This window comes from Enterobacter sp. SES19 (genome assembly GCF_011765665.1).
Taxonomy (GTDB): domain Bacteria; phylum Pseudomonadota; class Gammaproteobacteria; order Enterobacterales; family Enterobacteriaceae; genus Enterobacter; species Enterobacter pseudoroggenkampii.
This window is the reverse complement of sequence record NZ_CP050320.1, coordinates 865,344-889,182: the sequence shown is the minus strand read 5'-3', so window position 1 is coordinate 889,182 and position 23,839 is coordinate 865,344. Positions and strand designations below refer to the sequence as shown.

Genomic DNA, 23,839 nt, shown 5'->3' with positions numbered 1-23,839 from the left:
GCGTTTTTTGTCCCTGAAAAGGATTTAACGGTACTCAGGAATACTGAAGCCTATACATAAAAAAGCCGTGTCAAACCACGGCTCACCTGACCACATTAAGTCAAATACCTGCGATCAGGTGGCGCAGACTATATCACTGAAGCCCAACGCTAACAAATAGCACGACGACTAGTGGTTGCTTTATCACCAGCTTGCGAGACGTGTCACCTGTTGACGCGCAATATTACGCGCAGCTGCATCCACCGCCAGCACCTCTTCCACGCTTTGTGGTTCGCGCAAATCCATCATCTCCAGTACCGATAAATTTAACGACGCGATATCGGTAAAACGAATTTGCTGATTCAGAAATGCCTCAACGGTAATTTCATTGGCTGCATTAAGTGCCGTCGTCGCCGCCTGCCCCTGGTCAAAGGCAGTCATCGCAAGCTTCAGACAAGGATAGCGGTCATAGTCCGGTTCACTGAACGTCAGGGAACTTAGCTTGCAGAAATCAAGCGGCTTCACGCCGGATTTCACTCGATTTGGCCACGCCATGGAATGGGCAATCGGCGTACGCATGTCCGGCTCGCCCAGCTGTGCCAGCACGCTGCCATCCTGATAACGCACCATCGAGTGAATCACCGATTGCGGGTGAATCAGTACTTCCATCTGTTTCGCTGACGCATTAAACAGCCAGCGCGCTTCAATGTATTCCAGACCTTTGTTCATCATGGTGGCAGAGTCAACGGAGATTTTACGCCCCATCGACCAGTTCGGATGACGGCACGCCTGATCCGGCGTCATGGCGCGCAGTTCAGACAGTGGCGTTTCACGGAACGGGCCACCAGACCCGGTAAGCAGAATAGACACCACGCCATTCTGCTCCAGGTCAGCGTACCCCAGGTTCTGTTGAAAAGGTTGCGGTAAACTCTGAAAAATCGCGTTGTGCTCGCTGTCGACCGGCAAAAGACGCGCGCCGCGCTGCTTCACCGCATCCATAAACAGGCGTCCACAGGTGACCAGCGACTCTTTATTGGCCAGCAGAACATCCTTCCCGGCATCAATCGCGGCAAGCGTGGGCAATAACCCTGCCGCCCCGACGATGGCCGCCATCACCTGATCCACCTCATCCAGCGCCGCCATCTCGCAGGCCGCCTGTTGGCCACTCAGCACCTCGGTTCGACAGCCCTGTTCAAGCAGCTGTGCTTTCAGCAGACGTGCGCTCTCTTCGTCATCCATCACCGCATAGCGGGGCGCAAACTCCAGGCACTGCTCGACCATTCGCTGCACATTCTTACCGGCCACCAGCGCTGTCACGGTGTAGAGTTCAGGATTATGGCGAACGACGTCGAGAGTGCTGCAACCGATAGAGCCGGTTGAGCCAAGGAGTGTTAAATGCTTCATGAGATGCCCGAAAAAAGTTAGACCAGATAAAAGCAAAACGCCGCCAGCAAGACCCGAAGTCCCTCTGAACGGCGTTTATCAGTGTACGACAGAAATCAGAACTGCATCAGTTCCGCTTCTTTATCTGCCAGCGCCGCATCAATTTTCTTGATTGCAGCGTCGGTCATTTTCTGAATGTCGTCCTGAGAACGACGATCGTCATCTTCACTGATCTCTTTTTCTTTCAGCAGCGCTTTTACTTTATCGTTCGCATCGCGACGGACGTTACGCACGGATACACGACCCTGCTCAGCTTCGCCACGAACCACTTTGATCAGATCTTTACGACGCTCTTCCGTCAGTGGAGGCAGTGGAACGCGGATGTCAGAACCCGCAGAGCTTGGGTTCAGTCCGAGGTCAGAGGCCATGATCGCTTTCTCAACGGCCGGGCTCATAGAACGATCGAACACGTTGATTTTCAGCGTACGGGTATCTTCTACCGTGACGCTCGCCAGCTGACGCAGAGGGGTTGGCGTACCGTAGTATTCTACGATGATGCCATCCAGCAGGCTTGGGGAAGCACGGCCAGTACGGATTTTGCTGATTTGGGTTTTGAACGCTTCTACGCATTTTTCCATGCGTACTTCAGCATCTTTTCTGATGTCGTTAATCACGTTACGAATCCTTGAAAACTTGTCTCAGGCAGACTATCCGCCAGCACAGCGCTACAGGTGTGCTAAGTATAGTCGCGTTTAATTCATGACAACGCCAAAGGCGCGCCCGGGTAAGATACCACTACAAAATAAAGCGGAATCTTACCTGTATTTATCGTCAACGGAAATTATTCCGTGATCAAAGTGCCTTCTTTTTCGCCCATGACCACGCGACGCAGTGCGCCAGGCTTGTTCATGTTGAAGACACGGATCGGCAGTTTGTGGTCGCGAGCCAGCGTGAAGGCGGCAAGATCCATCACTTTCAGCTCTTTATCCAGCACTTCGCTGTAGCTCAGCTGATCGTACATGGTGGCAGAAGGATCTTTTGCCGGGTCGGCAGTAAACACGCCGTCTACTTTGGTCGCTTTCAGTACCACATCGGCTTCGATCTCGATACCGCGCAGGCAGGCAGCGGAATCGGTTGTAAAGAACGGGTTACCCGTACCGGCGGAGAGGATCACCACGCGGTTATTGCGCAGCAGGCTGATAGCTTCTGCCCAGCTGTAATTATCGCAAACGCCATTCAGGGGAATCGCGGACATCAGGCGGGCATTCACATAGGCGCGATGGAGCGCATCACGCATTGCCAGGCCATTCATCACGGTTGCCAGCATACCCATGTGGTCGCCCACTACGCGGTTCATCCCCGCTTTCGCCAGACCAGCACCACGGAAAAGGTTGCCACCGCCAATGACCACGCCAACCTGGATACCCAGTTCGACCAGTTCTTTGATTTCCTGTGCCATGCGATCAAGGATGCTTGCGTCAATACCGAAGCCTTCCGATCCCTGCAGCGCTTCGCCACTCAGCTTAAGCAGAATGCGTTTGTACACGGGTTTTGCATTGGTAGCCATGTTTCTTTCCTGAGACTGTCAACGATTAAGATGGGGGTTAATTCTGGCGACATGATATGCCGCAAATCAGCACAGCGATACTGGAGCCTGTCTGATTTCCTGTGACGGGTGACAAAAAGAAGCCGCCCTCAGGCGGCTCCTTTTCAATCATTAAGACTGCTTGGACATTGCAGCAACTTCTGCTGCGAAGTCAGTCTCAACTTTCTCGATGCCTTCGCCCACTTCGAAGCGGATGAAGCCAGTTACGTCAGCGTTGTGCTCTTTCAGCAGCTGCGCAACAGACTTGCTTGGATCCATAACGAATGGCTGGCCAGTCAGAGAAACTTCGCCGGTGAATTTCTTCATGCGGCCTTCAACCATTTTCTCTGCGATTTCTTTTGGTTTACCAGACTGCATCGCGATGTCCAGCTGAACCTGGTACTCTTTTTCTACCACTTCAGCAGACACGTCTTCTGGCTTAACGAATTCTGGTTTGCTTGCAGCGATGTGCATAGCCAGCTGTTTAACCAGCTCTTCGTCAGCGCCTTTAGCCGCAACCAGAACACCGATACGTGCACCGTGCTGGTAAGAGCCCAGAACGTCGCCTTCCAGAGAAGCAACGCGACGGATGTTGATGTTCTCACCGATTTTAGCAACCAGCGCAACACGTTCTTCTTCGAACTGTGCTTTCAGAACTTCAACGTCAGTGATTTTGCCAGCAACAGCTGCGTCCAGAACTTTGTTAGCAAATGCCTGGAAACCACCATCTTTAGCAACGAAGTCAGTCTGGCAGTTAACTTCCAGAATGATGCCGTAGGTGCCGTCGATTTTAGTGATGATCACGCCGTCAGCAGCAACGTTGCCTGCTTTTTTAGCTGCTTTGATCGCACCGGATTTACGCATGTTTTCGATTGCCAGCTCGATGTCGCCGTTCGCTTCAGTCAGCGCTTTTTTGCAATCCATCATGCCTGCGCCAGTACGCTCGCGCAGCTCTTTTACCAGGGATGCGGTAATTTCAGCCATTCTTAAATCCTCGGGAGATGTGAACTGCCCGGCCGGGGGCCAAACAGTGTAAATTGAAAAAAGGGGCCGGTAATGGGCCCCTATTCATACACGGTACTAATAAGGGGTAAAACCTTATTATTCAGCTTCTACGAAGCTTTCTTCCGCCTGAGAAGCCAGATCCTGGGAACGGCCTTCACGAACGGTAGCAGCTACAGCGCTCAGGTACAGGCTAACAGCACGGATTGCGTCGTCGTTACCCGGGATAACGAAGTCAACACCGTCCGGATCGGAGTTGGTATCAACGATAGCGAATACCGGGATACCCAGGTTGTTAGCTTCTTTGATTGCGATGTGCTCGTGGTCTGCATCGATTACGAACAGCGCGTCTGGCAGGCCGCCCATATCTTTGATACCGCCCAGGCTGTTTTCCAGCTTGTCCAGTTCACGAGTGCGCATCAGCGCTTCTTTCTTAGTCAGCTTGTCGAAAGTACCGTCCTGAGACTGGGTTTCCAGATCTTTCAGGCGTTTGATGGACTGACGAACAGTTTTCCAGTTGGTCAGCATGCCGCCCAACCAGCGATGGTTCACGAAGAACTGGTCGCAGCTGTTAGCAGCATCTTTCACAGCTTCGCTTGCAGCGCGCTTAGTACCAACGAACAGAATCTTACCTTTACGGGAAGAGATCTTGTTCAGCTCAGCCAGGGCTTCGTTGAACATTGGTACAGTTTTCTCAAGGTTGATGATGTGAACTTTGTTACGCGCGCCGAAGATGAAAGGCTTCATTTTCGGGTTCCAGTAACGGGTCTGGTGACCAAAGTGAACACCAGCCTTGAGCATGTCGCGCATGGAAACAGTTGCCATGTTTAAAACCTCTATATTGAAAGTTGGGGTTATGCCTCCACGTATCCCATATTACCGACCCCAAAGGGCACCCCGGAATATGTGCCGATACGTGTGTGTTGTTACACAAAGTGAGATTTGTCGCTTCCGTCCAGCCTGTGTATCTGAGATGGATCGGAAGTCCGGCGCGCTTTATACCACAAAACACGACCAGAAACCAACAGTTGTTGGCGGAGTGTGCTGTTAATGATTCTCAATTTGGCACGGGGTGTGCCTGACTGATACCATTGACGACACTTAGACTAGTATTGTCGAAAAAATCGACACCGATGGACAGAATACATGGCTATCTCTATTAAGACACCTGAAGAAATTGAAAAGATGCGCGTCGCCGGTCGTCTGGCCGCGGAAGTGCTGGAAATGATCGAGCCGTTCGTAAAGCCGGGCGTCAGCACCGGTGAACTGGACCGTATCTGTAACGACTATATCGTGAACGAGCAGCACGCGGTTTCGGCCTGCCTCGGCTACCACGGTTTCCCGAAATCCGTCTGCATCTCTATTAATGAAGTGGTGTGTCACGGCATTCCGGACGATGAAAAACTGCTGAAAGATGGCGACATCGTCAACATTGACGTGACCGTCATTAAAGACGAGTACCACGGTGACACCTCAAAAATGTTCATCGTTGGCAAGCCGACTATTCTTGGCGAGCGTCTGTGCAAAGTGACGCAAGAGAGCCTCTACCTGGCGCTGAAAATGGTTAAACCGGGTATTCGCCTGCGTACCATCGGTGCGGCAATCCAGAAGTTTGTGGAAGCAGAAGGTTTCTCCGTGGTGCGCGAGTACTGCGGTCACGGCATTGGTCGCGTCTTCCATGAAGAACCGCAGGTTCTGCACTATGATGCAGATGACGGCGGCGTGGTGCTGCAAAAAGGCATGACCTTTACCATTGAGCCGATGGTCAACGCGGGTGACTACCGCATCCGTACCATGAAAGACGGCTGGACGGTGAAAACCAAAGACAGAAGCTTGTCTGCGCAGTACGAGCATACTATTGTGGTAACAGACAACGGCTGCGAAATTATGACGTTGCGCAAGGATGACACCATCCCGGCGATACTGACGCACGACGAATGATAAAAAAGCCGGCAAATGCCGGCTTTTTTAATGGCTATAGTTTTTTCTTATGGGTGGCGCACGATGAGTAATCTTTTACCCGAACAGTATGCTAACACAGCACTTCCCACCCTTCCCGACCAGCCCGATAACCCGGGCGTCTGGCCGTCGCACGAGCTGACCTGCGCGCATATTAAAGCCCACATGGATGTTTTCCATCGCTGGCTGGGCAGCGCGTTCGACGCAGGCGTGTCGGCCGAGCAGCTCATTGAAGCGCGCACCGAATTTATCGACCAGCTTCTGCAGCGCCTGTGGATCGATTACGGGTTTGGGCAAATCAGTGATGTTGCGCTGGTTGCCGTCGGGGGCTATGGCCGCGGTGAGCTGCATCCGCTTTCCGATATCGATCTCCTGATCTTAAGCCGCAAAAAGCTGCCGGACGAACAGGCGCAAAAAATTGGCGAACTGCTGACGCTCCTCTGGGACGTGAAGCTGGAGGTCGGCCACAGCGTGCGCACCCTGGAAGAGTGTCTGCTGGAAGGGTTATCCGACCTGACCGTCGCCACCAACCTGATTGAAACCCGTCTGCTGATTGGCGACGTCGCGCTGTTTCTGGAGCTGCAAAAGCACATCTTCAGCGACGGCTTCTGGCCGTCAGAAAAGTTCTTCGCCGCGAAGGTCGAGGAGCAAAACCAGCGTCACCAGCGCTACCACGGCACCAGCTATAATCTTGAGCCCGATATTAAAAGCAGCCCCGGCGGCCTGCGCGACATCCATACCCTGCAGTGGGTCGCTCGCCGCCATTTTGGCGCCACCTCGATGGACGAGATGGTCGGCTTCGGCTTCTTAACCGAGGCAGAGCGTAACGAGCTGAACGAGTGCCTGCACCTGCTGTGGCGCATTCGATTTGCCCTGCATCTGGAAGTCACCCGCTACGATAACCGTCTGCTGTTTGACCGCCAGCTCAGCGTGGCGCAGCGCCTGAATTATCAGGGCGAAGGCAACGAGCCGGTTGAGCACATGATGAAGGATTTCTTCCGCGTCACCCGCCGGGTGACCGAGCTGAACCAGATGCTGCTGCAGCTGTTCGACGAGGCCATTCTGGCCCTGACGGCGGATGAGAAACCGCGCCCGATTGATGACGAATTCCAGCTGCGCGGCACGCTTATCGATCTGCGCGACGAAACGCTGTTCATCCGCGAGCCGGAAGCGATTCTGCGGATGTTCTATACCATGGTGCGCAACAGCACCATCACCGGGATCTACTCCACCACCCTGCGCCATCTGCGCCATGCGCGCCGTCATCTGACGGAGCCGCTGTGCTATATCCCGGAAGCGCGCTCGCTGTTCCTGAGCATGCTCCGCCACCCGGGCGCCGTCAGTCGTGGGCTGCTGCCGATGCACCGCCACAGCGTGCTGTGGGCCTATATGCCGCAGTGGTCGCACATTGTCGGGCAAATGCAGTTCGATCTGTTCCACGCCTACACGGTGGATGAACACACGATCCGCGTGATGCTCAAGCTGGAAAGCTTTGCAAAAGAAGAGACGCGCTCCCGCCATCCGCTGTGCGTGGAGCTATGGCCGCGCCTGACCCACCCGGAACTGATCCTGATTGCTGCCCTGTTCCACGATATCGCCAAAGGTCGCGGCGGCGATCATTCGGTGCTGGGCGCACAGGACGTACTGAAATTTGCCGAGCTGCACGGCCTGAACTCACGTGAAACGCAGCTGGTGGCCTGGCTGGTACGCCATCATCTTCTGATGTCGGTTACCGCGCAGCGTCGTGACATTCAGGATCCTGAGGTGATCAAGCAGTTCGCGGAAGCGGTTCAGACGGAAAACCGTCTGCGCTATCTGGTCTGCCTGACGGTGGCCGATATCTGCGCCACCAACGAAACGCTGTGGAACAGCTGGAAGCAGAGCCTGCTGCGCGAGCTGCACTTCGCTACCGAAAAACAGCTGCGTCGCGGGATGCAAAACACCCCGGACATGCGCGAGCGCGTGCGCCATCACCAGCTGCAGGCGCTGGCGCTGCTGCGGATGGATAACATTGATGAAGAGGCGCTACACCAGATATGGGCCCGCTGCCGTGCCAACTATTTTGTCCGCCACAGCCCAAACCAGCTTGCGTGGCACGCGCGGCACCTGCTGAAGCACGACCTGTCCCAGCCAATGATTCTGCTGAGCCCTCAGGCTACCCGAGGCGGAACGGAGATTTTCATCTGGAGCCCGGACCGACCTTATCTGTTTGCTGCGGTCTGTGCCGAGCTGGACAGGCGAAACCTGAGCGTTCACGACGCGCAGATTTTCACCACCCGCGACGGCATGGCAATGGACACCTTTATCGTGCTGGAGCCGGACGGCAGCCCGCTGTCATCGGACAGGCATGAAGGGATACGTTTTGGTCTGGAACAGGCGATTACCCAGCGCAGCTGGCAGCCCCCGCAGCCGCGTCGCCAGCCAGCGAAATTGCGCCACTTTACCGTCGATACCGAGGTCAACTTCCTGCCGACCCACACCGACCGTAAATCGTTCCTGGAGCTGATCGCGCTCGACCAGCCGGGGCTGCTCGCCCGCGTCGGCCAGGTTTTTGCCGATCTGGGAATTTCGCTCCATGGCGCCCGAATTACAACGATTGGCGAGCGAGTAGAAGATTTATTTATAATCGCGACAGCGGACCGGCGTGCCCTTAATAATGACCTGCAGCTTGAAGTGCAACAACGGTTGACAGCAGCCCTCAATCCAAACGATAAAGGGTGATATGTTTTTTAGTGAAATGGAAAGAGTAAACAATGCAGCAGTTACAGAACGTTATTGAGTCCGCTTTTGAGCGTCGTGCCGAGATTACCCCGGCAAATGTGGATACCGTGACCCGTGAAGCGGTAAACCAGGTGATTTCCCTGCTGGATTCCGGCGCGCTGCGCGTGGCAGAAAAAATCGACGGTCAGTGGGTCACTCATCAATGGCTGAAGAAAGCCGTTCTGCTCTCTTTCCGTATCAACGATAACCAGGTTATCGACGGAGCTGAAAGCCGCTACTTCGATAAAGTCCCTATGAAATTCGCTGACTACGACGAAGCGCGTTTCCAGAAAGAAGGCTTCCGCGTGGTGCCACCTGCGGCAGTGCGTCAGGGCGCTTTCATTGCACGCAACACCGTCCTGATGCCATCCTACGTGAACATCGGTGCCTACGTTGACGAAGGCACCATGGTTGACACCTGGGCGACGGTCGGCTCATGCGCGCAGATCGGTAAAAACGTTCACCTGTCCGGCGGCGTAGGCATCGGTGGTGTTCTGGAGCCACTGCAGGCTAACCCGACCATCATCGAAGACAACTGCTTCATCGGCGCGCGCTCTGAAGTGGTTGAAGGCGTGATCGTTGAAGAAGGCTCCGTGATCTCCATGGGCGTTTACATTGGTCAGAGCACCCGTATTTATGACCGTGAAACCGGCGAAGTTCACTACGGTCGCGTTCCGGCGGGCTCCGTGGTGGTTTCCGGCAACCTGCCGTCTAAAGATGGCAAATACAGCCTGTACTGTGCGGTTATCGTGAAGAAAGTGGATGCGAAAACGCGCGGTAAAGTGGGCATCAACGAGTTGCTGCGCACCATCGATTAATCGGGTATAACAAAAAGCGGGGGCAACCCCGCTTTTTTTGTATCTGAGGGTGGCGAAAATAGATTTTTTCGTTAATTATTCAAAGGTTATGTTGAGATCAAGGGTACCGCTATGTACGATAATCTGAAAAGTCTGGGCATTACCAATCCTGATGAAATTGATCGTTACAGCCTCCGTCAGGAAGCCAATAACGATATTCTGAAAATCTATTTTCACAAGGACAAAGGAGAGTTTTTCGCCAAAAGCGTGAAGTTTAAATATCCACGCCAGCGTAAGACCGTTGTTGCTGACGGTGTAGGACAGGGATACAAAGAAGTACAGGAAATCAGCCCTAACCTGCGCTATGTGATCGATGAACTCGATCAGATCTGCCAGCGCGACCGCACCGAAGTCGATCTCAAGCGTAAGATCCTTGACGATCTGCGTCACCTTGAAAGCGTTGTGACCAATAAGATCAGCGAGATTGAAGCGGATCTTGAGAAGTTAACCCGCAACAAATAAGTTAAGTGCGGCCTGATGCCCTCACCCCGACCCTCTCCCACAGGGAGAGGGTGAAACCCTTATCGCTGTTCATCCAGCTGCAGCGCCACATACAGCAGCAGCCTGTCGTCGAAATTCCCCAGATCCAGCCCCGTCAGCTCTGAAATTCGGTTTAACCGATACTCCAGGGTATTGCGGTGAATAAACAGCGCTTTTGACGTCGCCAGCGGCTGCACGTTATGACGGAACCATGCCTGCAATGTGCGGCGCAGCAGGCCGTTATTGTCCATGGCTTTCAGACGCGCTAATGGCCGCGCCAGCTCATTGGCCTGCCAGCCCCCGCGCAGGCTGTCGAGCAGCACCGGCAGCATCAGGTCCTGATAGAAATAACTGCGGCTCTCCGGCATCCGCTGCTTGCCCACCATCATGGTGGTGCGCGCGGTACGCCAGGAGCGGGCGATGCTGCCCGGCCCGGTAAAGTAGTTGCCCAGCGCAACGCGAAAACGCAGCTGACCATTCTCCTTCATCCGGGAGATCAGCAGCTCCACGCGACGACGATGATCGTCCGCATCCCAGCGGCCGAACGCGTTGAGCGCTGGTTTGAGTACCACCATTTCCGTCAGAGAAACGATCGCCACCAGGTTGTCGCGCTCCGGCGTCGCCAGCGCATTTTGCAGCTGCTGCAGCTCGGCCATCGCGCTGTCTACGCCAAGCTGGCCGCTATCGACCTCAATCACCGCCACCACGCGCGGCTGGTTCAGATCGATCCCCAGACGCTGCGCCCATTCGCTGAGCGCGGGCGTGTGCTCTTCCGCCTGGATAAGGTTCATCACCAGCTCTTCACGCAGGCGGCTGTCCTGGGCAAGCAGGTGCATCAGGCGCGACTGCTCCAGCATCATCTCTGCCGTCATACAGACCAGCTCACCGTATTTTCGCAGTGACTCGGGCTCGCCGGTCAGGCCGATGACCCCCACAATCTCGCCTTCAAGACGCAGCGGTAAATTGATGCCCTGACGGACGCCGTGCAGGTGTTTCGCTACCGCATCGTCGATATCCACGACCCGCCCCTGGGAAAGCACCAGCAGCGCGCCTTCGTGCAATTCCCCAATACGCTCGCGATCGCCGCTGCCAATAATGCGCCCGCGGGCATCCATCACGTTGATATTGGTATCAATGATGCGCATGGTGCGCGCCACGATATCCTGCGCCATTTTGGTATCAAGATGCCAGCCAGCCATAGAACCCTCCAGTGAGCAGAGCTCAAGCATAGGGAAGTTCAGCGGCGGCTGCATTGTGCGAATGCACAAAGAGAGAGGGAGATGTATGGAGTTGTGGCAAGAATCACAGAAACGAAAAAGCCCCTGTGAACAGGGGCTTCAGAGGATTACTGCATCAGCAGATAAAGCGAAGTATCACCACGCTGGATATTCAGCGCCAGCACGGAAGGCTTGCTGTCGAGGATCTTGCGCAGTTCAGCGATGTTTTTCACCGGCTGCTGGTTAGCGCCCATGATCACATCGCCTTTTTTCAGGCCGATACGGGCTGCCGGTGAATTCGCTTTCACGTTGTTCACCACCACGCCTTTGTCTGCGCCTTTATTGCTCATCTCGGCACCTTCAATACCGCTAAAGATGGTGCTGGAATCCACCTGATTCTGGCTGCTCTGCTGCAGCTCCAGGCTCACGTTAACCGGCTTACCGTCGCGCAGCAGGCCGAGGGTCACTTTGCTGCCAATCGGCATTGAGCCCACTTCGGCACGCAGGGCGGCAAAGCTGCTGATCGGCTTACCGTTCAGGGAGGTGATGACATCACCCGCTTTAATACCCGCTTTCGCCGCGGAGGAGTTCGGCATCACCTGGCTGACAAATGCCCCGCGCTGGGCGTCAACTTTCATCGCCTTAGCCAGTTCGGAGTTCAGCTCGGTCCCGAGGATACCCAGCTCGCCGCGTTTCACCTGGCCATACTGCACCATCTGCGCGGTCAGGTTTTTCACCATGTTGCTTGGGATAGCAAAGCCGATCCCGATGTTGCCGCCGTCCGGTGCCAGAATCGCGGTGTTGATACCGATCAGCTCACCGTTCAGGTTCACCAGCGCACCGCCGGAGTTACCGCGGTTGATCGCCGCATCCGTCTGGATGAAGTTTTCGTAGTTTTCCGCGTTCAGGCCGCTACGACCCAGCGCAGAGACGATACCGGATGTCACGGTTTCACCCAGACCGAACGGGTTACCGATCGCCACGGTATAGTCGCCCACGCGCAGCGCGTCAGAGTCGGCAATTTTAATCGCCGTCAGGTTTTTCGGATCCTGGATCTGGATCAGCGCGATATCGGAGCGCGGGTCTTTACCCACCACTTTGGCGTCGAACTTACGGCCATCGCTCAGCTGAACCTTAATGCTGTTCGCGTTATCAACAACGTGGTTGTTTGTGACGACATAGCCTTTCGCTGCATCAATGATTACCCCCGAGCCAAGCGCCATGAATTTCTGCTGCTGGGCGCCGCCCTGGCTGTCATCCCCTGCGCCACCGCCCTGGCAGAACGGAGAGCTCTGGAATGGCGAACCGTCCTGGCAGAACGGCGAGTTGTCACCGAAGAACTGCTGGAAGTTACGCGGCATACGCGGCGTATTGACGGTCGTACTGCCCTCAACGTTAATACTCACCACCGATGGCATCACTTTTTCGAGCATCGGTGCCAGGCTTGGCATCTGCTGCGCGGTTGCTGCCGACGACGCGGTCTCGGCTGCAGTAGCAGTCAGAGGAGACAGCGCTAAACCTAAACTCAGAGCCAGTGCACTCATTGCTAATGTGGTTTTTTTCATGTTTCTCAATCTCGATTTACAGGTAACGCAAAATTGCTGTGTAACTCAGATTCGTTTTATACCGCTTAGTTCCGGCGATAAGTTTATGGAAAAGGTAAAAATTTATTGGCCGTCTTTACAAAACTCCGGGATTATTCCACCGCCATCAGCTTGCGGTATTCATCCCAGGCATACAAATCCGTCATGCCGCTGATATAGTCCTGGATTAGACGGCTGCGATAATAATATTCCATCACCGGCCATTGGGAAGAGTGGCGATCCAGCTTGCCAATCGCTTCGACATACGCCAGACGATGCCGGGTAGAAAGTTTCTGATAAAGACGCGATTCGATAGGTATTCTGCGCACGCGCTCGTGTTCCACCAGCTCGCTGAACTCGTCGACCGACAGCTGGAGCAACGGGGAATAAATTTCCAGTAACCCACTGATTACCCGATAACCCTGCAGCTCTAACTGCTCGACATCCGGATGGCTAAATACATGCCGCATCGCCACATGTTTATAAAGCTCGAGGAGCTGGCTGAAACTGCTGTCATCTTCCAGCAGCGCGTGGTTGAATTCCCCGCTGAAGATAAGCGGTAAATTATCAATAAAGCGCGACGCCGCATACGGCACCAGTTTATTTAATGTATTGACCCGCAAATACATAAAGAACTGGTCTTCTGTACTACGGCTTAATGTATTTGAGCGCGATTTTTCCCAGGCATTTTCGACAACCTGCGCAAACAGCGAGCCTTTTTCATGGGTACCCCAGGCCGCATAAAGATGCTGATAAAGCTCCTCAACGCTGAAGATTCTTTTCTCAACGGCATCTTCCAGATCGGCCACGCAATAGGAAATATCATCGGCGGCTTCCATAATCCAGGTCAATGGAAAGCGGCCGTTTGGCGTCAATGAAAGTTCTTTACGTAGCCGTTCAATATAGGCCTCTTCGGAAAGGTAATAGCCCGGTTTTTTCATTAAATAGCTGTGGGACGCGGGCGTATCTCCCATCCACCACGCGGGGCGGGTATATTTCAGAATGCAGCCGACCTGTGCCCAGGTCAGGTTCATGCGCATCAGGGAGTGGACCAGCCGGATCCCCTGCGCGTTGCCCTCAAAGTGACACAAATCCTGGCGCACTTTGCGTCGCAGATCGTTCAGCCCCTCTTCGCCTTCACGCAGGCGTAAATCGCGTACGATACAGCGGTCGTCGCTCAGCGGCTGGCTTACCGCATCCGAAGGGTAAAGCCGTTGTTTAAACCAGTCATTGATCGCCGCCTCACCAAAGTGGCCGAAAGGCGGGTTGCCGATGTCATGCATCAGGCAGGCCATCTCAACGATGCTCTCAAAAGGCCCCGTCAGCTCGTCCAGACCATAGGTTTCCAGTAAACGCTGCTCTTTGAGACGGCTTAAAATCTCTTTAGCAATGTAGCGCCCGACCTGCTGCACCTCCATGGAGTGGGTTAAGCGCGTGCGCACCGCGGCGTTACGCTCAAGCGGAAAGACCTGGGTCTTTTGCTGCAGACGGCGGATGGCTGGCGAGTTAATGATCCGCCCGCGATCGCTTTCGAAGATACGCAGGATCTCATGTTCGCTCTTGTCGCCCTGCGGCGAACGGAAACGTCGGTGCCAGTTAATTTTGGTGCGAAAATCGATTGGTGCCATGTGCTCCCCCGCGTGAGAATGCGTTTCCCCTTAACCGCATGATAGACTATGCATCTTAACAAGGCACATCGCGAGTAAATCTATGAAAATCGGCATTATTGGTGCAATGGAAGAAGAAGTTACGCTGCTGCGTGACAAAATTGAGAACCGTCAGACCCTCTCTCTTGGTGGTTGTGAGATCTACACCGGCCAGCTGAACGGTGTTGACGTGGCTCTGCTGAAATCAGGCATCGGTAAAGTGGCAGCTGCGCTGGGTGCAACCCTGCTGCTTGAGCGCTGCAAGCCGGATGTGATCGTGAATACCGGCTCTGCGGGCGGCCTGGCGCCGACGCTGAAGGTGGGTGATATCGTTGTCTCCGACGAAGCGCGTTACCACGATGCTGACGTCACCGCGTTCGGTTACGAGTACGGTCAGCTCCCGGGCTGCCCTGCTGCTTTTAAAGCTGACGACAAACTGATTGCGGCGGCGGAGACCTGCATCGCAGAACTCAACCTCAACGCGGTACGCGGTCTGATTGTCAGCGGTGATGCGTTCATCAACGGCTCCGTTGGGCTGGCGAAAATCCGTCATAACTTTCCTCAGGCGGTTGCCGTTGAGATGGAAGCGACCGCGATTGCGCACGTTTGCCATAACTTCAGCGTACCGTTCGTGGTGGTTCGCGCCATCTCTGACGTGGCAGACCAGCAGTCCCACATCAGCTTCGACGAGTTCCTGACCGTTGCGGCAAAACAGTCCACCGTGATGGTGGAACGCCTGGTGCAGAATCTGGCACGTGGCTAAACATACCGTCAGGGCGCTGGCCGCCCTGCTTCTTCTCGCACCGCTGTGGCTCTATGCTGTACCGCGCGTGATTACACTCTCTCCCGCAAATACGGAACTGGCGTTTGCCGCCGGGATCACGCCCGTTGGCGTGAGTAGCTATTCGGATTATCCGCCGCAGGCCGCGGGAATTGAACAAGTCGCCACCTGGCAAGGGATGAACCTTGAGCGCATCGTGGCGCTTAAACCGGATCTCGTGCTGGCCTGGCGCGGCGGTAACGCCGAGCGGCAGGTCAACCAGCTCACCTCACTTGGCATAAAAGTGATGTGGATTGATGCCGTCAGCATTGAGCAAGTCGCTCAGGCGCTACGCGCCCTGGCACCCTATAGCCCTACGCCCAAAAAAGCCGAGGCGGCGGCGAAACAGATGCTGAGCGACTATGCCGCGCTGAAATCCCGATACGATACCCCTGTTAAAAAGCGCATCTTCCTGCAGTTTGGCAGCCAGCCGCTGTTCACCACCGGAAAAGGGTCGATTCAGAACCAGGTGCTGGAAGTCTGTGGCGGTGAAAACATCTTTGCAGCCAGCCGGGTGCCGTGGCCCCAGGTTAGCCGTGAACAGGTCCTGGCGCGCCAGCCGCAGGCTATCGTCGTGGTCGGAAATGCGAGCGAAATTCCCAAAATTGAACAATTCTGGCAACGGCAGCTAAAAATACCGGTAATTCCCCTTAACAGCGACTGGTTTGAACGCGCCAGCCCGCGTATTATCCTCGCCGCAAAACAGCTCTGTGCCGCGCTGGCAGAGAGTCACTAACATAAGACCCTTTTCGAGGATTTAACGATGCTCGTTTATTGGCTGGATATTCTTGGCACAGCCGTTTTTGCTATCTCCGGCGTCCTGCTCGCCGGAAAACTACGCATGGATCCTTTTGGCGTGCTGGTGCTTGGGGTCGTGACCGCCGTCGGTGGCGGGACAATCCGCGATATGGCGCTGGCGAATGGCCCGGTGTTTTGGGTGAAAGATCCTACCGATCTGGTGGTCGCGATGGTCACCTGTCTGTTAACCATTGTGCTGGTTCGCCAGCCCCGCAGATTACCCAAATGGATATTGCCGGTACTGGATGCCGTCGGCCTGGCCGTGTTTGTCGGTATTGGCGTCAATAAGGCGTTTAATGCGGGTACCGGTCCAATGGTGGCAATCTGTATGGGCGTATTAACCGGCGTGGGCGGTGGGATCATTCGCGACATTCTGGCGCGTGAAGTACCGATGATCCTGCGTACTGAAATTTACGCAACGGCCTGTATCGCGGGGGGCATTGTCCACGCGACCGCGTACTACACGTTTGCACTTCCGCTGGAAAACGCCGCGATGCTGGGGATGGTCGTGACGCTGGTGATACGTTTAGCGGCGATACGCTGGCACCTGAAGCTGCCGACGTTTGCGCTGGATGACCGGTAAAAGCAAAACGGTAACCTGACGGTTACCGTTTTTAGTCTTTTCTCCCTCTCCCTGTGGGAGAGGGCCGGGGTGAGGGCAACAGCCCGCACCCTCTTAAATACTGAACGAAGAACCACACCCGCAGGTGCTTGTTGCGTTCGGGTTGGTCACCACAAAGCGCGAACCTTCCAGACCTTCGGTGTAATCCACCGAACCGCCCACCAGATATTGCAGGCTCATCGGGTCAACCACCAGCGCAACGCCCTGTTTCTCGATAGTCATATCGCCATCGTTAACCTGATCGTCAAAGGTAAAACCATACTGGAAGCCGCTGCAGCCGCCACCGGTAATATAGACGCGCAGTTTCAGATCCGGATTGTCTTCGTCTGCAATCAGGGTTTTCACTTTGTTGGCTGCTGCTTCGGTAAATTCCAGCGGCAACGCTACATCATCACTCATCATTTGCTCCCATGAATACTGCTACTGCGATTGGGTAAAATTCACCCAATTCTTTGTGTCATTATCTAATACCCTGGTAATTCATTCAAGTATTCTGCGCTGCGGCCCGTTCAGCCTCTTGTTTTGCCAGAGTACGCGCTAGGATGGTGGAGTATAGCGGCTTTCCACCCAGGAACTGGGCTAATAGTGTCGCGCCGAGACAGGTAATGATCATTGGCAAAATGAGCTGGTAATTGTCCGTCATCTCCAGCACCAGCACGATCCCGGTCAACGGCGCACGCAGGGATGCGGCCAGCAGCGCTCCCATTCCGGCGATGGCAAAGGTCCCGGCGTCAAGATGATAGGCGGGAAAACCCACTTCAGCCGCCATACCAAACGCGGTGCCCAGCAAGGTCCCCAGCGCCAGCATCGGGGCAAATATCCCGCCGGGCGCGCCGGAGGAAAAACAGAGTACCGTCGTGATGACGCGGGAGATAAACATAAACAGCAGCAGACCCACGCTGAAATTCCCCGCCGCCGCAATGGGAATCAGCCCGAACCCGCCGCCTGCGGCATTCGGCTCGATAAACCCGAGCACGCCACACATTCCGCCCAGCAGACCGCCCATCAGCACCCATTTCGTGGTGTTCCCGCCGTGAATGCGCTGGAACATATCCTGAGCGCGCAGGATAAAGGTGTTAAACAGCGGCCCCACCACGCCAAAAATCATGCCGAGGATTAGGTAAAGCCACAGGGTGTTGACCGGCGCGTTGGTCAGTTTACCCACCTCAATGACCGCCCCTTCGCCGTTAAAGAGGCGAAAGACGATGCTCGACATAATGACGCCGGTAAACACCGCTTTAATGGAGATCAGGTTGTAGCGAAACTGCGCGCGCATCTCTTCGATAATGAACAAAATGCCCGCCAGCGGCGCGTTAAACGCCGCCGACAGCCCCGCCGCCGCACCGGTAGCCAGCAGCGTATGGCGCGCTTCGGCGCTTCGCATCCGAAACAGATCGCCCACCATGCGGCCGACGTTCCCCCCCAGCTGTACCGTGGGCCCTTCCCGGCCAAGTACCATGCCTGCGCCCAGCGTACCCATGCCGCCGATGAATTTAACCGGAATCACCCGCCACCAGCGCACCGGACGCAGCTCCTCCAGCGCACCTTCAATTTCCGGGATGCCCGACCCACCCGCCTCCGGCGCGAATTTACGCACCAGAAAATACCCCACCATGGCAAACAGCGCAGACAGCCCAAATGCCCAAACCCAGACCAGCCATTCGCTATCGGCGAAACCGGCCACGGTGCCCACTCGCCAGTTGAGTACGGCATTAACCGCTTTTTCAAACGCCACGCCAATCAGCCCCGCGAGAGTCCCCACCACGGCAGCGGCCAGCAGGATCGCCAGCGGCGTTTTATCGCGATTGAGCAGCCGCCGAATACTGACCCGGTGCCGGGCGCGCGTAAACTGTTGTTCTTCAAAAGACGGAGAATCTGATTTCATGTCCTGTTCTTATTCGTCATACAAAAAGCCGCGGGGATTTTACCAGAGACTGCCCCACCGTCTCCTGAAAATTACTTAACAAATCTTAAAGCATTACCCGGCTAAAAATTTCATAACCTTCCCCGAATCACTTAGAATAGTGGGCTTAATCATTTTATACGAACCAGGAACGACGCCATGAGCAAGTCTGAAAACCTCTACAGTGCAGCCCGCGAGCTTATTCCGGGTGGCGTGAACTCACCTGTGCGCGCCTTCACCGGCGTGGGCGGTACGCCGCTGTTTATCGAACGTGCTGACGGCGCGTATCTGTATGATGTCGATGGCAAAGCCTATATCGATTATGTCGGCTCCTGGGGCCCGATGGTGCTGGGGCACAACCACCCGGCTATTCGTAATGCGGTGATTGAAGCCGCTCAGCGCGGCCTGAGTTTCGGCGCGCCAACCGAAATGGAAGTGAAAATGGCGGAGCTGGTGACCGAACTGGTGCCGACCATGGACATGGTGCGTATGGTGAACTCCGGTACCGAAGCCACTATGAGCGCCATCCGCCTGGCGCGCGGTTTTACCGGTCGCGATAAAATCATCAAGTTTGAAGGCTGCTACCACGGCCATGCGGACTGCCTGCTGGTGAAAGCCGGTTCCGGCGCGCTGACGCTCGGCCAGCCGAACTCGCCGGGCGTACCAGCAGATTTCGCGAAGCACACCCTGACCTGCACCTACAACGATCTTGCTACCGTTCGCGCGGCGTTCGAACAATATCCGCAGGAGATCGCCTGCATCATCGTTGAGCCGGTTGCGGGCAACATGAACTGCATCCCACCGCAGCCTGAGTTCCTGCCGGGCCTGCGCGCCCTGTGCGACGAGTTCGGCGCGCTGCTTATCATCGATGAAGTCATGACCGGCTTCCGCGTAGCGCTGGCGGGTGCCCAGTCTTACTACGGCGTTGAGCCGGACCTCACCTGCCTCGGTAAAATCATCGGCGGCGGCATGCCGGTCGGCGCATTCGGTGGTCGTAAGGACGTGATGGAAGCCCTGGCGCCAACCGGCCCGGTTTACCAGGCGGGCACGCTCTCCGGTAACCCCATAGCCATGGCCGCGGGCTTTGCCTGCCTGACCGAAGTGGCCCAGCCTGGCATTCACGAGACCCTGACCGACCTGACGACGCAGCTGGCAAACGGACTGCTTGAAGCGGCAGAGGAAGCCGGTATTCCGCTGGTGGTTAACCACGTGGGCGGCATGTTCGGGATCTTCTTCACCGATGCGAAAACCGTGACCTGCTATCAGGACGTGGTGAAGTGCGACGTTGAGCGCTTCAAGCGCTTCTTCCACCTGATGCTGGAAGAAGGCGTGTACCTGGCACCGTCAGCGTTCGAAGCGGGCTTTATGTCCGTGGCGCACAGCGAAGAAGATATCAATAACACCATCGACGCGGCGCGTAAGGTGTTTGCGAAGCTCTAAGGTCATTGCCGGGTGGCGCTAACGCTTACCCGGCCTACGATGTTCTCCCTCTCCCTGTGGGAGAGGGCTGGGGTGAGGGCATCAGGCCGCACCTGACTACCGACTCTGCTTTCTCAACAGATAAATAAAATACGGCGCACCGATAAAGGTCGACAGCAGACCCGCCGGGATCTGGTACGGGAACAGCACCATTCTTCCGCACCAGTCTGCGAACACCAGCATCACCCCGCCCGTCAGGGCCGACATGACGATATGCGGCATCGTCCTGCGGAAGCCCATCATTCTGGCAATGTGCGGCGCCATTAACCCCACAAAACTCAGCGGTCCAATCGTCAGGGTTGCCGTCGCCGTCAGGCACGCCGCCAACAGCAGCAGCGCGACACGCGCTGGGGTCAGCGCCATTCCCACCGCACGCGCGGTTTCCCCGCCGAGCGGCAGAATGGTCATCCAGCGGCGGCACAGCGGCACCATCGCCAGCAGCACGAGCATCACCATCCCGGACCAGACCACCTGGCTGCCGGTGGCGTTGTAGGTCGAGCCGGAAATCCAGGTCAGTATCTTCGCCATACGCGGATCGCCGCTTGCCTGCAGCATCATCAGCAGCATCGTAAACGCGGTACTGAGCGCCATCCCGGCCAGCAGCATGCGGTGCGGTGAAAACCCACCGCGACCGGCGGCTATCAGGATAATCATCAGCGTAACCGCCGCGCCGATACTGCCGGCAGGCATCAGCCAGCCAAACGCATTGCCCGGCACAAAGAAGAGCATCAGCACCACGCCAAAGGCGGCGCCAGAGCTGATCCCAAGCACTTCCGGGCTCGCCATCGGGTTGCCGGTCAGACGCTGAATGATGCACCCCGCCACCGCCAGCATCACCCCGGCGATCAGCGCAGCGACGATACGCGGCCAGCGCCACTGTAGCAGTTCATTGAGCAAATCACCCGTTGCCCAGTGCCAGCCCGCGGCATCGCGTCCAAATGAGAGCGCCGCGAACGAGGCGATAATCAGCACCGCCAGACCGGCAAGGCTAAACCAAAGCACCGACCGACGTTCAGCGTAGACTTTATCGCCCGCGTCCATCGCCGGTGCACTCATGCTGCGCAGCCGCGGGAGCAGCCACAGCAGCAGCGGCGCCCCGATAAGCGCGGTCACAGAGCCGGTGGAGACTTCCCGCCAGACCTGCGCCAGCCAGAGAATAAGCTGATCGGAAAGCCAGAGGATCAGCGCCCCAATCAGCGGCGCCAGCATCAGACGCGTCAGTAAACGACGCGCCCCAAGCATTTTCGCCAGCAGCGGCGCAAACAGGCCGATAAACCCGATGATGCCGACCGCGTTCACCAGCAGGGCGCTCAATACAATTGCCAGCGTCAGCGCCGCCAGGCGAGCCAGCGACAGCGCCAGCCCCAGGTTACGCGCCACGCCATCATCCAGCCCCATGAGCGTAAGAGGACGCAGGAGCAGCAGCGTCAGCACAACACCGCCAGCCAGCTGCGGCCAGAGGCGCTGCACCACGCTCCAGTCGGTCTGGGTCAGCGTTCCGGTACTCCACATGAACATGCTTTGCAGCTGATCGTGGTGGAACAGGACCAGCAGCTGGTTGATCGCCCCACAGTACAGGCTGACCACCAGCCCGGCCAGAATCAGCGTCACCGGGGAAAGGCGTTTACCCCAGGCCACGCCAAAGACCAGCGCGCCCACCGCACACGCTCCGGCAAGTGCCGCAAACTGCGAGGCTAACGCCCCCGGCAGCGTCCACAGCGTGGTGATGGTGATCCCTAGCTGAGCGCCGGTCGCGACGCCGAGTGTGGTGGGTTCCGCCAGCGGGTTACGCAAAACCTGCTGGAACAGCACCCCCACCAGCCCTAAACCGGCACCAACCAGCAGGGAGACTGCCAGACGCGGCAGCAGGCTGTAGTGGAACAGCATCTGCTGAATATTGTCGATATCCGGCGAGGCCAGCGCGGCCCCCCACTGCGTGCGCGGTAATGCGGCCGAGAGGTTGACCCCGGTTAACGCCAGCGCGGCAAGAAAAATCAATACCAGCAGAAGCGCCGGGAAGCGGGCAATACGTGAACTCATGCTTTACCTCCCAGCGCGTTATCCAGCACGCGGGCAAAATGCATGGCCGACAGCGTCGCGCCGTAGAACCAGACCGCCGGGGCGCGCTGGAAGCGTTGCTCACGGACAAACGGCATCGCCTGCCAGAGCGGCGTCGCCATCAGGGTTTGCATGGCGCGCTCGTTGCCGTGATCGAAGCACAGCACATCCACGTCGCGAAACGCCGCGAGACGATCGATACCCACAGCGGTACTGCCCCAGAACGTCATCTCCCCTTCCCAGGCATTACGAATACCAAAACTGTCGAGGACTTCCTGGAACAGGCAGTTTTTACCGAAAACCAGCATATGGCGGGCATCCAGCAGCGTCACCATCAGCAGCGGACGATCGCCACGGTGAGCAAAACGCGGCTTCAGAGCGTCAATCAGGGCATCGAATTCGTCGAGATGTTTTTTAGCCTCCGCTTCCCGGTTGAGGAAATGCGCCATCTCGTTAACCGACTTTTTCGCCATCGCCAGTGGTTTTTTACCGTCGCTGAAAGCGAATCCACGTCCGGGCGCAATGCGCGCCATGGTCTCTTCTGACGGACCGTAGCCCGCGGACCAGAACAGGAACGACGGTTTCATCTGGGTGAGCAGCTCGAGGTTTGGCTCCGTCCGCAGGCCGACGTCGATTACCGAGTCCGGCAGCTTCGGCTCGTTCACCCAGAGGTTATAGTTAGGAATGTCCGCCACGCCGTAGGGCGTGACGCCGAGCGCCATCATCAGCTCGACCGGCAGCCACTCCAGCGCCACTATGCGGTGCGGATCGACGGCGGCGGCACGCGCCGTATTCATTTTTAACAGCAGCGGTGAGAGGGCCATCGCCGTCAGCAGGCGACGGCGGCTAATGCGCATGTTGTCGAGCATCAGTAGACGAAGCTCACCGGTGCAGCCCCGGCCGGGTGAGGCAGAATACCCATCGGAATACCATAAATATGTTCCAGCGTTTCGCTGCGCATCAGCTCGGAGGGCGTTCCCTGCGCAATCATTTCGCCGCCGCGCAGCGCAACAAGGTAGTCGCAATAGCGCGCCGCCATGTTGATGTCATGCAGCACCGCAATCACCGTCAGACCACGCTGCTGGCTTAAGCGGTGCACCAGCGCCAGGACATCGACCTGATGGGCGATATCGAGCGCGGAGGTGGGTTCATCAAGGAGCAGGCAGCGGCTGTCCTGGGCCACCAGCATCGCAATCCACGCGCGCTGGCGTTCACCGCCGGACAGGCTATCCACCAGACGGTGCGCCAGCGGCTTCAGCCCGACCAGCGCAATCGCCTCTTCCACTTTCTCTCTGTCGGCCACGCCGAAGCGTCCAAGCGCGCCATGCCACGGATAACGCCCAATCGCCACCAGCTCTCGCACCGTCATCCCCTCCGCCTGCGGCAGCTGCTGCGGCAGATACGCCACTTTGCGGGCAAACGCTTTACTGCTCCAGCTCTCCAGCGGTTGGTCATCCAGCAGGATGTCGCCTTCTGACGGCGGCTGATGGCGTCCCAGCATCTTAAGCAGCGTGGACTTACCGGAACCGTTGTGACCAATCAGGCCAGTGACTTTACCTACGGGGAACGTCAAAGAGAGCGGATGCAGCAAGGTGCGCCCGGGTACGCGAAAGGAGAGATGGTTGAGCGTAAAGGTGGTGTCGGGTTGCGTTTGATTATCCTGCATATCAGCCAACTTAAATAAAAAGGGCACGGCGAACCGTGCCCG

General features: G+C 56.6%; 21 protein-coding genes. 8 read left to right on the top strand and 13 right to left on the bottom strand.

Features of this window, described 5'->3' with window-relative positions; all coding sequences use genetic code 11:
- Window positions 1-183: 183 nt before the first annotated feature.
- The 5 genes from ispC to rpsB all read right to left on the bottom strand — a co-directional run bounded on the left by ispC (window position 184) and on the right by rpsB (window position 4,774).
- Window positions 184-1,383 (bottom strand): 1-deoxy-D-xylulose-5-phosphate reductoisomerase, encoded by a 1,200-nt coding sequence (gene ispC / locus GXP72_RS04105; RefSeq protein ID WP_048990262.1) that lies wholly within the window; start codon window positions 1,381-1,383, stop codon window positions 184-186.
- A gap of 95 nt (window positions 1,384-1,478) precedes the next feature.
- Window positions 1,479-2,036 (bottom strand): ribosome recycling factor, encoded by a 558-nt coding sequence (frr, locus tag GXP72_RS04100; protein ID WP_014882629.1) that lies wholly within the window; start codon window positions 2,034-2,036, stop codon window positions 1,479-1,481.
- 167 nt (window positions 2,037-2,203) lie between these two features.
- Window positions 2,204-2,929, bottom strand: a complete 726-nt coding sequence (pyrH, locus tag GXP72_RS04095) for a UMP kinase (RefSeq protein WP_008501910.1) — start codon at window positions 2,927-2,929, stop codon at window positions 2,204-2,206.
- Window positions 2,930-3,079: 150 nt separating this feature from the next.
- The gene (gene tsf / locus GXP72_RS04090; RefSeq protein ID WP_014830708.1) at window positions 3,080-3,931 is read right to left on the bottom strand and encodes a translation elongation factor Ts; all 852 of its coding nucleotides are present in this window, start codon (window positions 3,929-3,931) and stop codon (window positions 3,080-3,082) included.
- A 117-nt stretch (window positions 3,932-4,048) separates the two neighbouring features.
- Entirely contained in the window at window positions 4,049-4,774 is a 726-nt protein-coding gene (rpsB, locus tag GXP72_RS04085) for a 30S ribosomal protein S2 (RefSeq protein WP_003856207.1), read from the bottom strand.
- A 321-nt stretch (window positions 4,775-5,095) separates the two neighbouring features.
- On the opposite strand from rpsB, the gene map reads away from it, so the two are divergent.
- The 4 genes from map (at window position 5,096) to GXP72_RS04065 (ending at window position 9,987) form a co-directional block, all read left to right on the top strand.
- Window positions 5,096-5,890: a type I methionyl aminopeptidase gene (gene map / locus GXP72_RS04080; protein WP_023310454.1), complete on the top strand. Its 795-nt coding sequence runs from the start codon at window positions 5,096-5,098 to the stop codon at window positions 5,888-5,890.
- Window positions 5,891-5,953: 63 nt separating this feature from the next.
- Window positions 5,954-8,629 (top strand): bifunctional uridylyltransferase/uridylyl-removing protein GlnD, encoded by a 2,676-nt coding sequence (gene glnD / locus GXP72_RS04075; protein ID WP_208763512.1) that lies wholly within the window; start codon window positions 5,954-5,956, stop codon window positions 8,627-8,629.
- Window positions 8,630-8,661: 32 nt separating this feature from the next.
- Window positions 8,662-9,486, top strand: a complete 825-nt coding sequence (dapD, locus tag GXP72_RS04070) for a 2,3,4,5-tetrahydropyridine-2,6-dicarboxylate N-succinyltransferase (RefSeq protein ID WP_008501915.1) — start codon at window positions 8,662-8,664, stop codon at window positions 9,484-9,486.
- A gap of 111 nt (window positions 9,487-9,597) precedes the next feature.
- Entirely contained in the window at window positions 9,598-9,987 is a 390-nt protein-coding gene (locus GXP72_RS04065; protein ID WP_008501916.1) for a DUF3461 family protein, read from the top strand.
- A gap of 59 nt (window positions 9,988-10,046) precedes the next feature.
- Here the strand turns inward: GXP72_RS04065 and cdaR are convergent, their stop codons facing one another.
- The 3 genes from cdaR to dgt form a co-directional block, all read right to left on the bottom strand.
- Entirely contained in the window at window positions 10,047-11,204 is a 1,158-nt protein-coding gene (gene cdaR / locus GXP72_RS04060) for a DNA-binding transcriptional regulator CdaR (RefSeq protein WP_045327810.1), read from the bottom strand.
- Between the two features lie 146 nt (window positions 11,205-11,350).
- Entirely contained in the window at window positions 11,351-12,787 is a 1,437-nt protein-coding gene (gene degP, locus GXP72_RS04055) for a serine endoprotease DegP (protein WP_090418991.1), read from the bottom strand.
- A gap of 131 nt (window positions 12,788-12,918) precedes the next feature.
- Window positions 12,919-14,433 (bottom strand): dGTPase, encoded by a 1,515-nt coding sequence (gene dgt, locus GXP72_RS04050; protein ID WP_024907517.1) that lies wholly within the window; start codon window positions 14,431-14,433, stop codon window positions 12,919-12,921.
- Window positions 14,434-14,515: 82 nt separating this feature from the next.
- Between dgt and mtnN the strand changes: the two genes are divergently transcribed.
- Genes mtnN through GXP72_RS04035 form a run of 3 tightly spaced genes read left to right on the top strand, consistent with a single transcriptional unit; the run spans window position 14,516 to window position 16,652 of the window.
- Entirely contained in the window at window positions 14,516-15,214 is a 699-nt protein-coding gene (gene mtnN, locus GXP72_RS04045) for a 5'-methylthioadenosine/S-adenosylhomocysteine nucleosidase (protein ID WP_024907516.1), read from the top strand.
- Window positions 15,207-16,007 (top strand): vitamin B12 ABC transporter substrate-binding protein BtuF, encoded by an 801-nt coding sequence (gene btuF, locus GXP72_RS04040; RefSeq protein ID WP_024907515.1) that lies wholly within the window; start codon window positions 15,207-15,209, stop codon window positions 16,005-16,007. Before mtnN ends, btuF begins: the two co-directional genes overlap by 8 nt.
- A 27-nt stretch (window positions 16,008-16,034) precedes the next feature.
- Entirely contained in the window at window positions 16,035-16,652 is a 618-nt protein-coding gene (locus GXP72_RS04035) for a TRIC cation channel family protein (RefSeq protein WP_024907514.1), read from the top strand.
- Window positions 16,653-16,745: 93 nt separating this feature from the next.
- Here the strand turns inward: GXP72_RS04035 and erpA are convergent, their stop codons facing one another.
- Window positions 16,746-17,090, bottom strand: coding sequence for an iron-sulfur cluster insertion protein ErpA (gene erpA, locus GXP72_RS04030; RefSeq protein WP_013095643.1), 345 nt, complete (start codon window positions 17,088-17,090; stop codon window positions 16,746-16,748).
- 85 nt (window positions 17,091-17,175) lie between these two features.
- Window positions 17,176-18,576 carry a H(+)/Cl(-) exchange transporter ClcA gene (gene clcA, locus GXP72_RS04025; RefSeq protein ID WP_048990258.1) on the bottom strand — a complete coding sequence of 467 codons (1,401 nt, stop codon included), beginning with the start codon at window positions 18,574-18,576 and terminating at the stop codon, window positions 17,176-17,178.
- 177 nt (window positions 18,577-18,753) lie between these two features.
- Here clcA and hemL point away from each other — a divergent pair, with 177 nt between their 5' ends.
- Complete coding sequence (gene hemL / locus GXP72_RS04020; protein WP_032649736.1) at window positions 18,754-20,034, top strand: glutamate-1-semialdehyde 2,1-aminomutase; 1,281 nt, start codon at window positions 18,754-18,756, stop codon at window positions 20,032-20,034.
- A gap of 96 nt (window positions 20,035-20,130) precedes the next feature.
- Here the strand turns inward: hemL and fhuB are convergent, their stop codons facing one another.
- The 3 genes from fhuB to fhuC are packed head-to-tail and all read right to left on the bottom strand — an operon-like array spanning window position 20,131 to window position 23,797.
- Window positions 20,131-22,113, bottom strand: a complete 1,983-nt coding sequence (gene fhuB / locus GXP72_RS04015) for a Fe(3+)-hydroxamate ABC transporter permease FhuB (RefSeq protein WP_090418994.1) — start codon at window positions 22,111-22,113, stop codon at window positions 20,131-20,133.
- Window positions 22,110-23,000, bottom strand: a complete 891-nt coding sequence (gene fhuD / locus GXP72_RS04010) for a Fe(3+)-hydroxamate ABC transporter substrate-binding protein FhuD (RefSeq protein ID WP_045907824.1) — start codon at window positions 22,998-23,000, stop codon at window positions 22,110-22,112. The genes fhuB and fhuD overlap by 4 nt, the downstream gene beginning before the upstream one ends.
- Window positions 23,000-23,797 carry a Fe3+-hydroxamate ABC transporter ATP-binding protein FhuC gene (gene fhuC, locus GXP72_RS04005; protein WP_090418997.1) on the bottom strand — a complete coding sequence of 266 codons (798 nt, stop codon included), beginning with the start codon at window positions 23,795-23,797 and terminating at the stop codon, window positions 23,000-23,002. The genes fhuD and fhuC overlap by 1 nt, the downstream gene beginning before the upstream one ends.
- Window positions 23,798-23,839: the final 42 nt, after the last annotated feature.

Excerpts from the sequence above, each read along its gene's own strand:
- pyrH (WP_008501910.1), bottom strand. The coding sequence starts at position 2,929 with ATGGCTACCAATGCAAAACCCGTGTACAAACGCATTCTGCTTAAGCTG.
- ispC (WP_048990262.1), bottom strand. The coding sequence starts at position 1,383 with ATGAAGCATTTAACACTCCTTGGCTCAACCGGCTCTATCGGTTGCAGC.
- fhuB (WP_090418994.1), bottom strand. The coding sequence starts at position 22,113 with ATGAGTTCACGTATTGCCCGCTTCCCGGCGCTTCTGCTGGTATTGATT.
- map (WP_023310454.1), top strand. The coding sequence starts at position 5,096 with ATGGCTATCTCTATTAAGACACCTGAAGAAATTGAAAAGATGCGCGTC.
- GXP72_RS04035 (WP_024907514.1), top strand. The coding sequence starts at position 16,035 with ATGCTCGTTTATTGGCTGGATATTCTTGGCACAGCCGTTTTTGCTATC.
- glnD (WP_208763512.1), top strand. The coding sequence starts at position 5,954 with ATGAGTAATCTTTTACCCGAACAGTATGCTAACACAGCACTTCCCACC.
- dgt (WP_024907517.1), bottom strand. The coding sequence starts at position 14,433 with ATGGCACCAATCGATTTTCGCACCAAAATTAACTGGCACCGACGTTTC.
- fhuC (WP_090418997.1), bottom strand. The coding sequence starts at position 23,797 with ATGCAGGATAATCAAACGCAACCCGACACCACCTTTACGCTCAACCAT.
- GXP72_RS04065 (WP_008501916.1), top strand. The coding sequence starts at position 9,598 with ATGTACGATAATCTGAAAAGTCTGGGCATTACCAATCCTGATGAAATT.
- hemL (WP_032649736.1), top strand. The coding sequence starts at position 18,754 with ATGAGCAAGTCTGAAAACCTCTACAGTGCAGCCCGCGAGCTTATTCCG.
- cdaR (WP_045327810.1), bottom strand. The coding sequence starts at position 11,204 with ATGGCTGGCTGGCATCTTGATACCAAAATGGCGCAGGATATCGTGGCG.
- mtnN (WP_024907516.1), top strand. The coding sequence starts at position 14,516 with ATGAAAATCGGCATTATTGGTGCAATGGAAGAAGAAGTTACGCTGCTG.
- clcA (WP_048990258.1), bottom strand. The coding sequence starts at position 18,576 with ATGAAATCAGATTCTCCGTCTTTTGAAGAACAACAGTTTACGCGCGCC.
- erpA (WP_013095643.1), bottom strand. The coding sequence starts at position 17,090 with ATGAGTGATGATGTAGCGTTGCCGCTGGAATTTACCGAAGCAGCAGCC.
- tsf (WP_014830708.1), bottom strand. The coding sequence starts at position 3,931 with ATGGCTGAAATTACCGCATCCCTGGTAAAAGAGCTGCGCGAGCGTACT.
- rpsB (WP_003856207.1), bottom strand. The coding sequence starts at position 4,774 with ATGGCAACTGTTTCCATGCGCGACATGCTCAAGGCTGGTGTTCACTTT.
- dapD (WP_008501915.1), top strand. The coding sequence starts at position 8,662 with ATGCAGCAGTTACAGAACGTTATTGAGTCCGCTTTTGAGCGTCGTGCC.
- fhuD (WP_045907824.1), bottom strand. The coding sequence starts at position 23,000 with ATGCTCGACAACATGCGCATTAGCCGCCGTCGCCTGCTGACGGCGATG.
- degP (WP_090418991.1), bottom strand. The coding sequence starts at position 12,787 with ATGAAAAAAACCACATTAGCAATGAGTGCACTGGCTCTGAGTTTAGGT.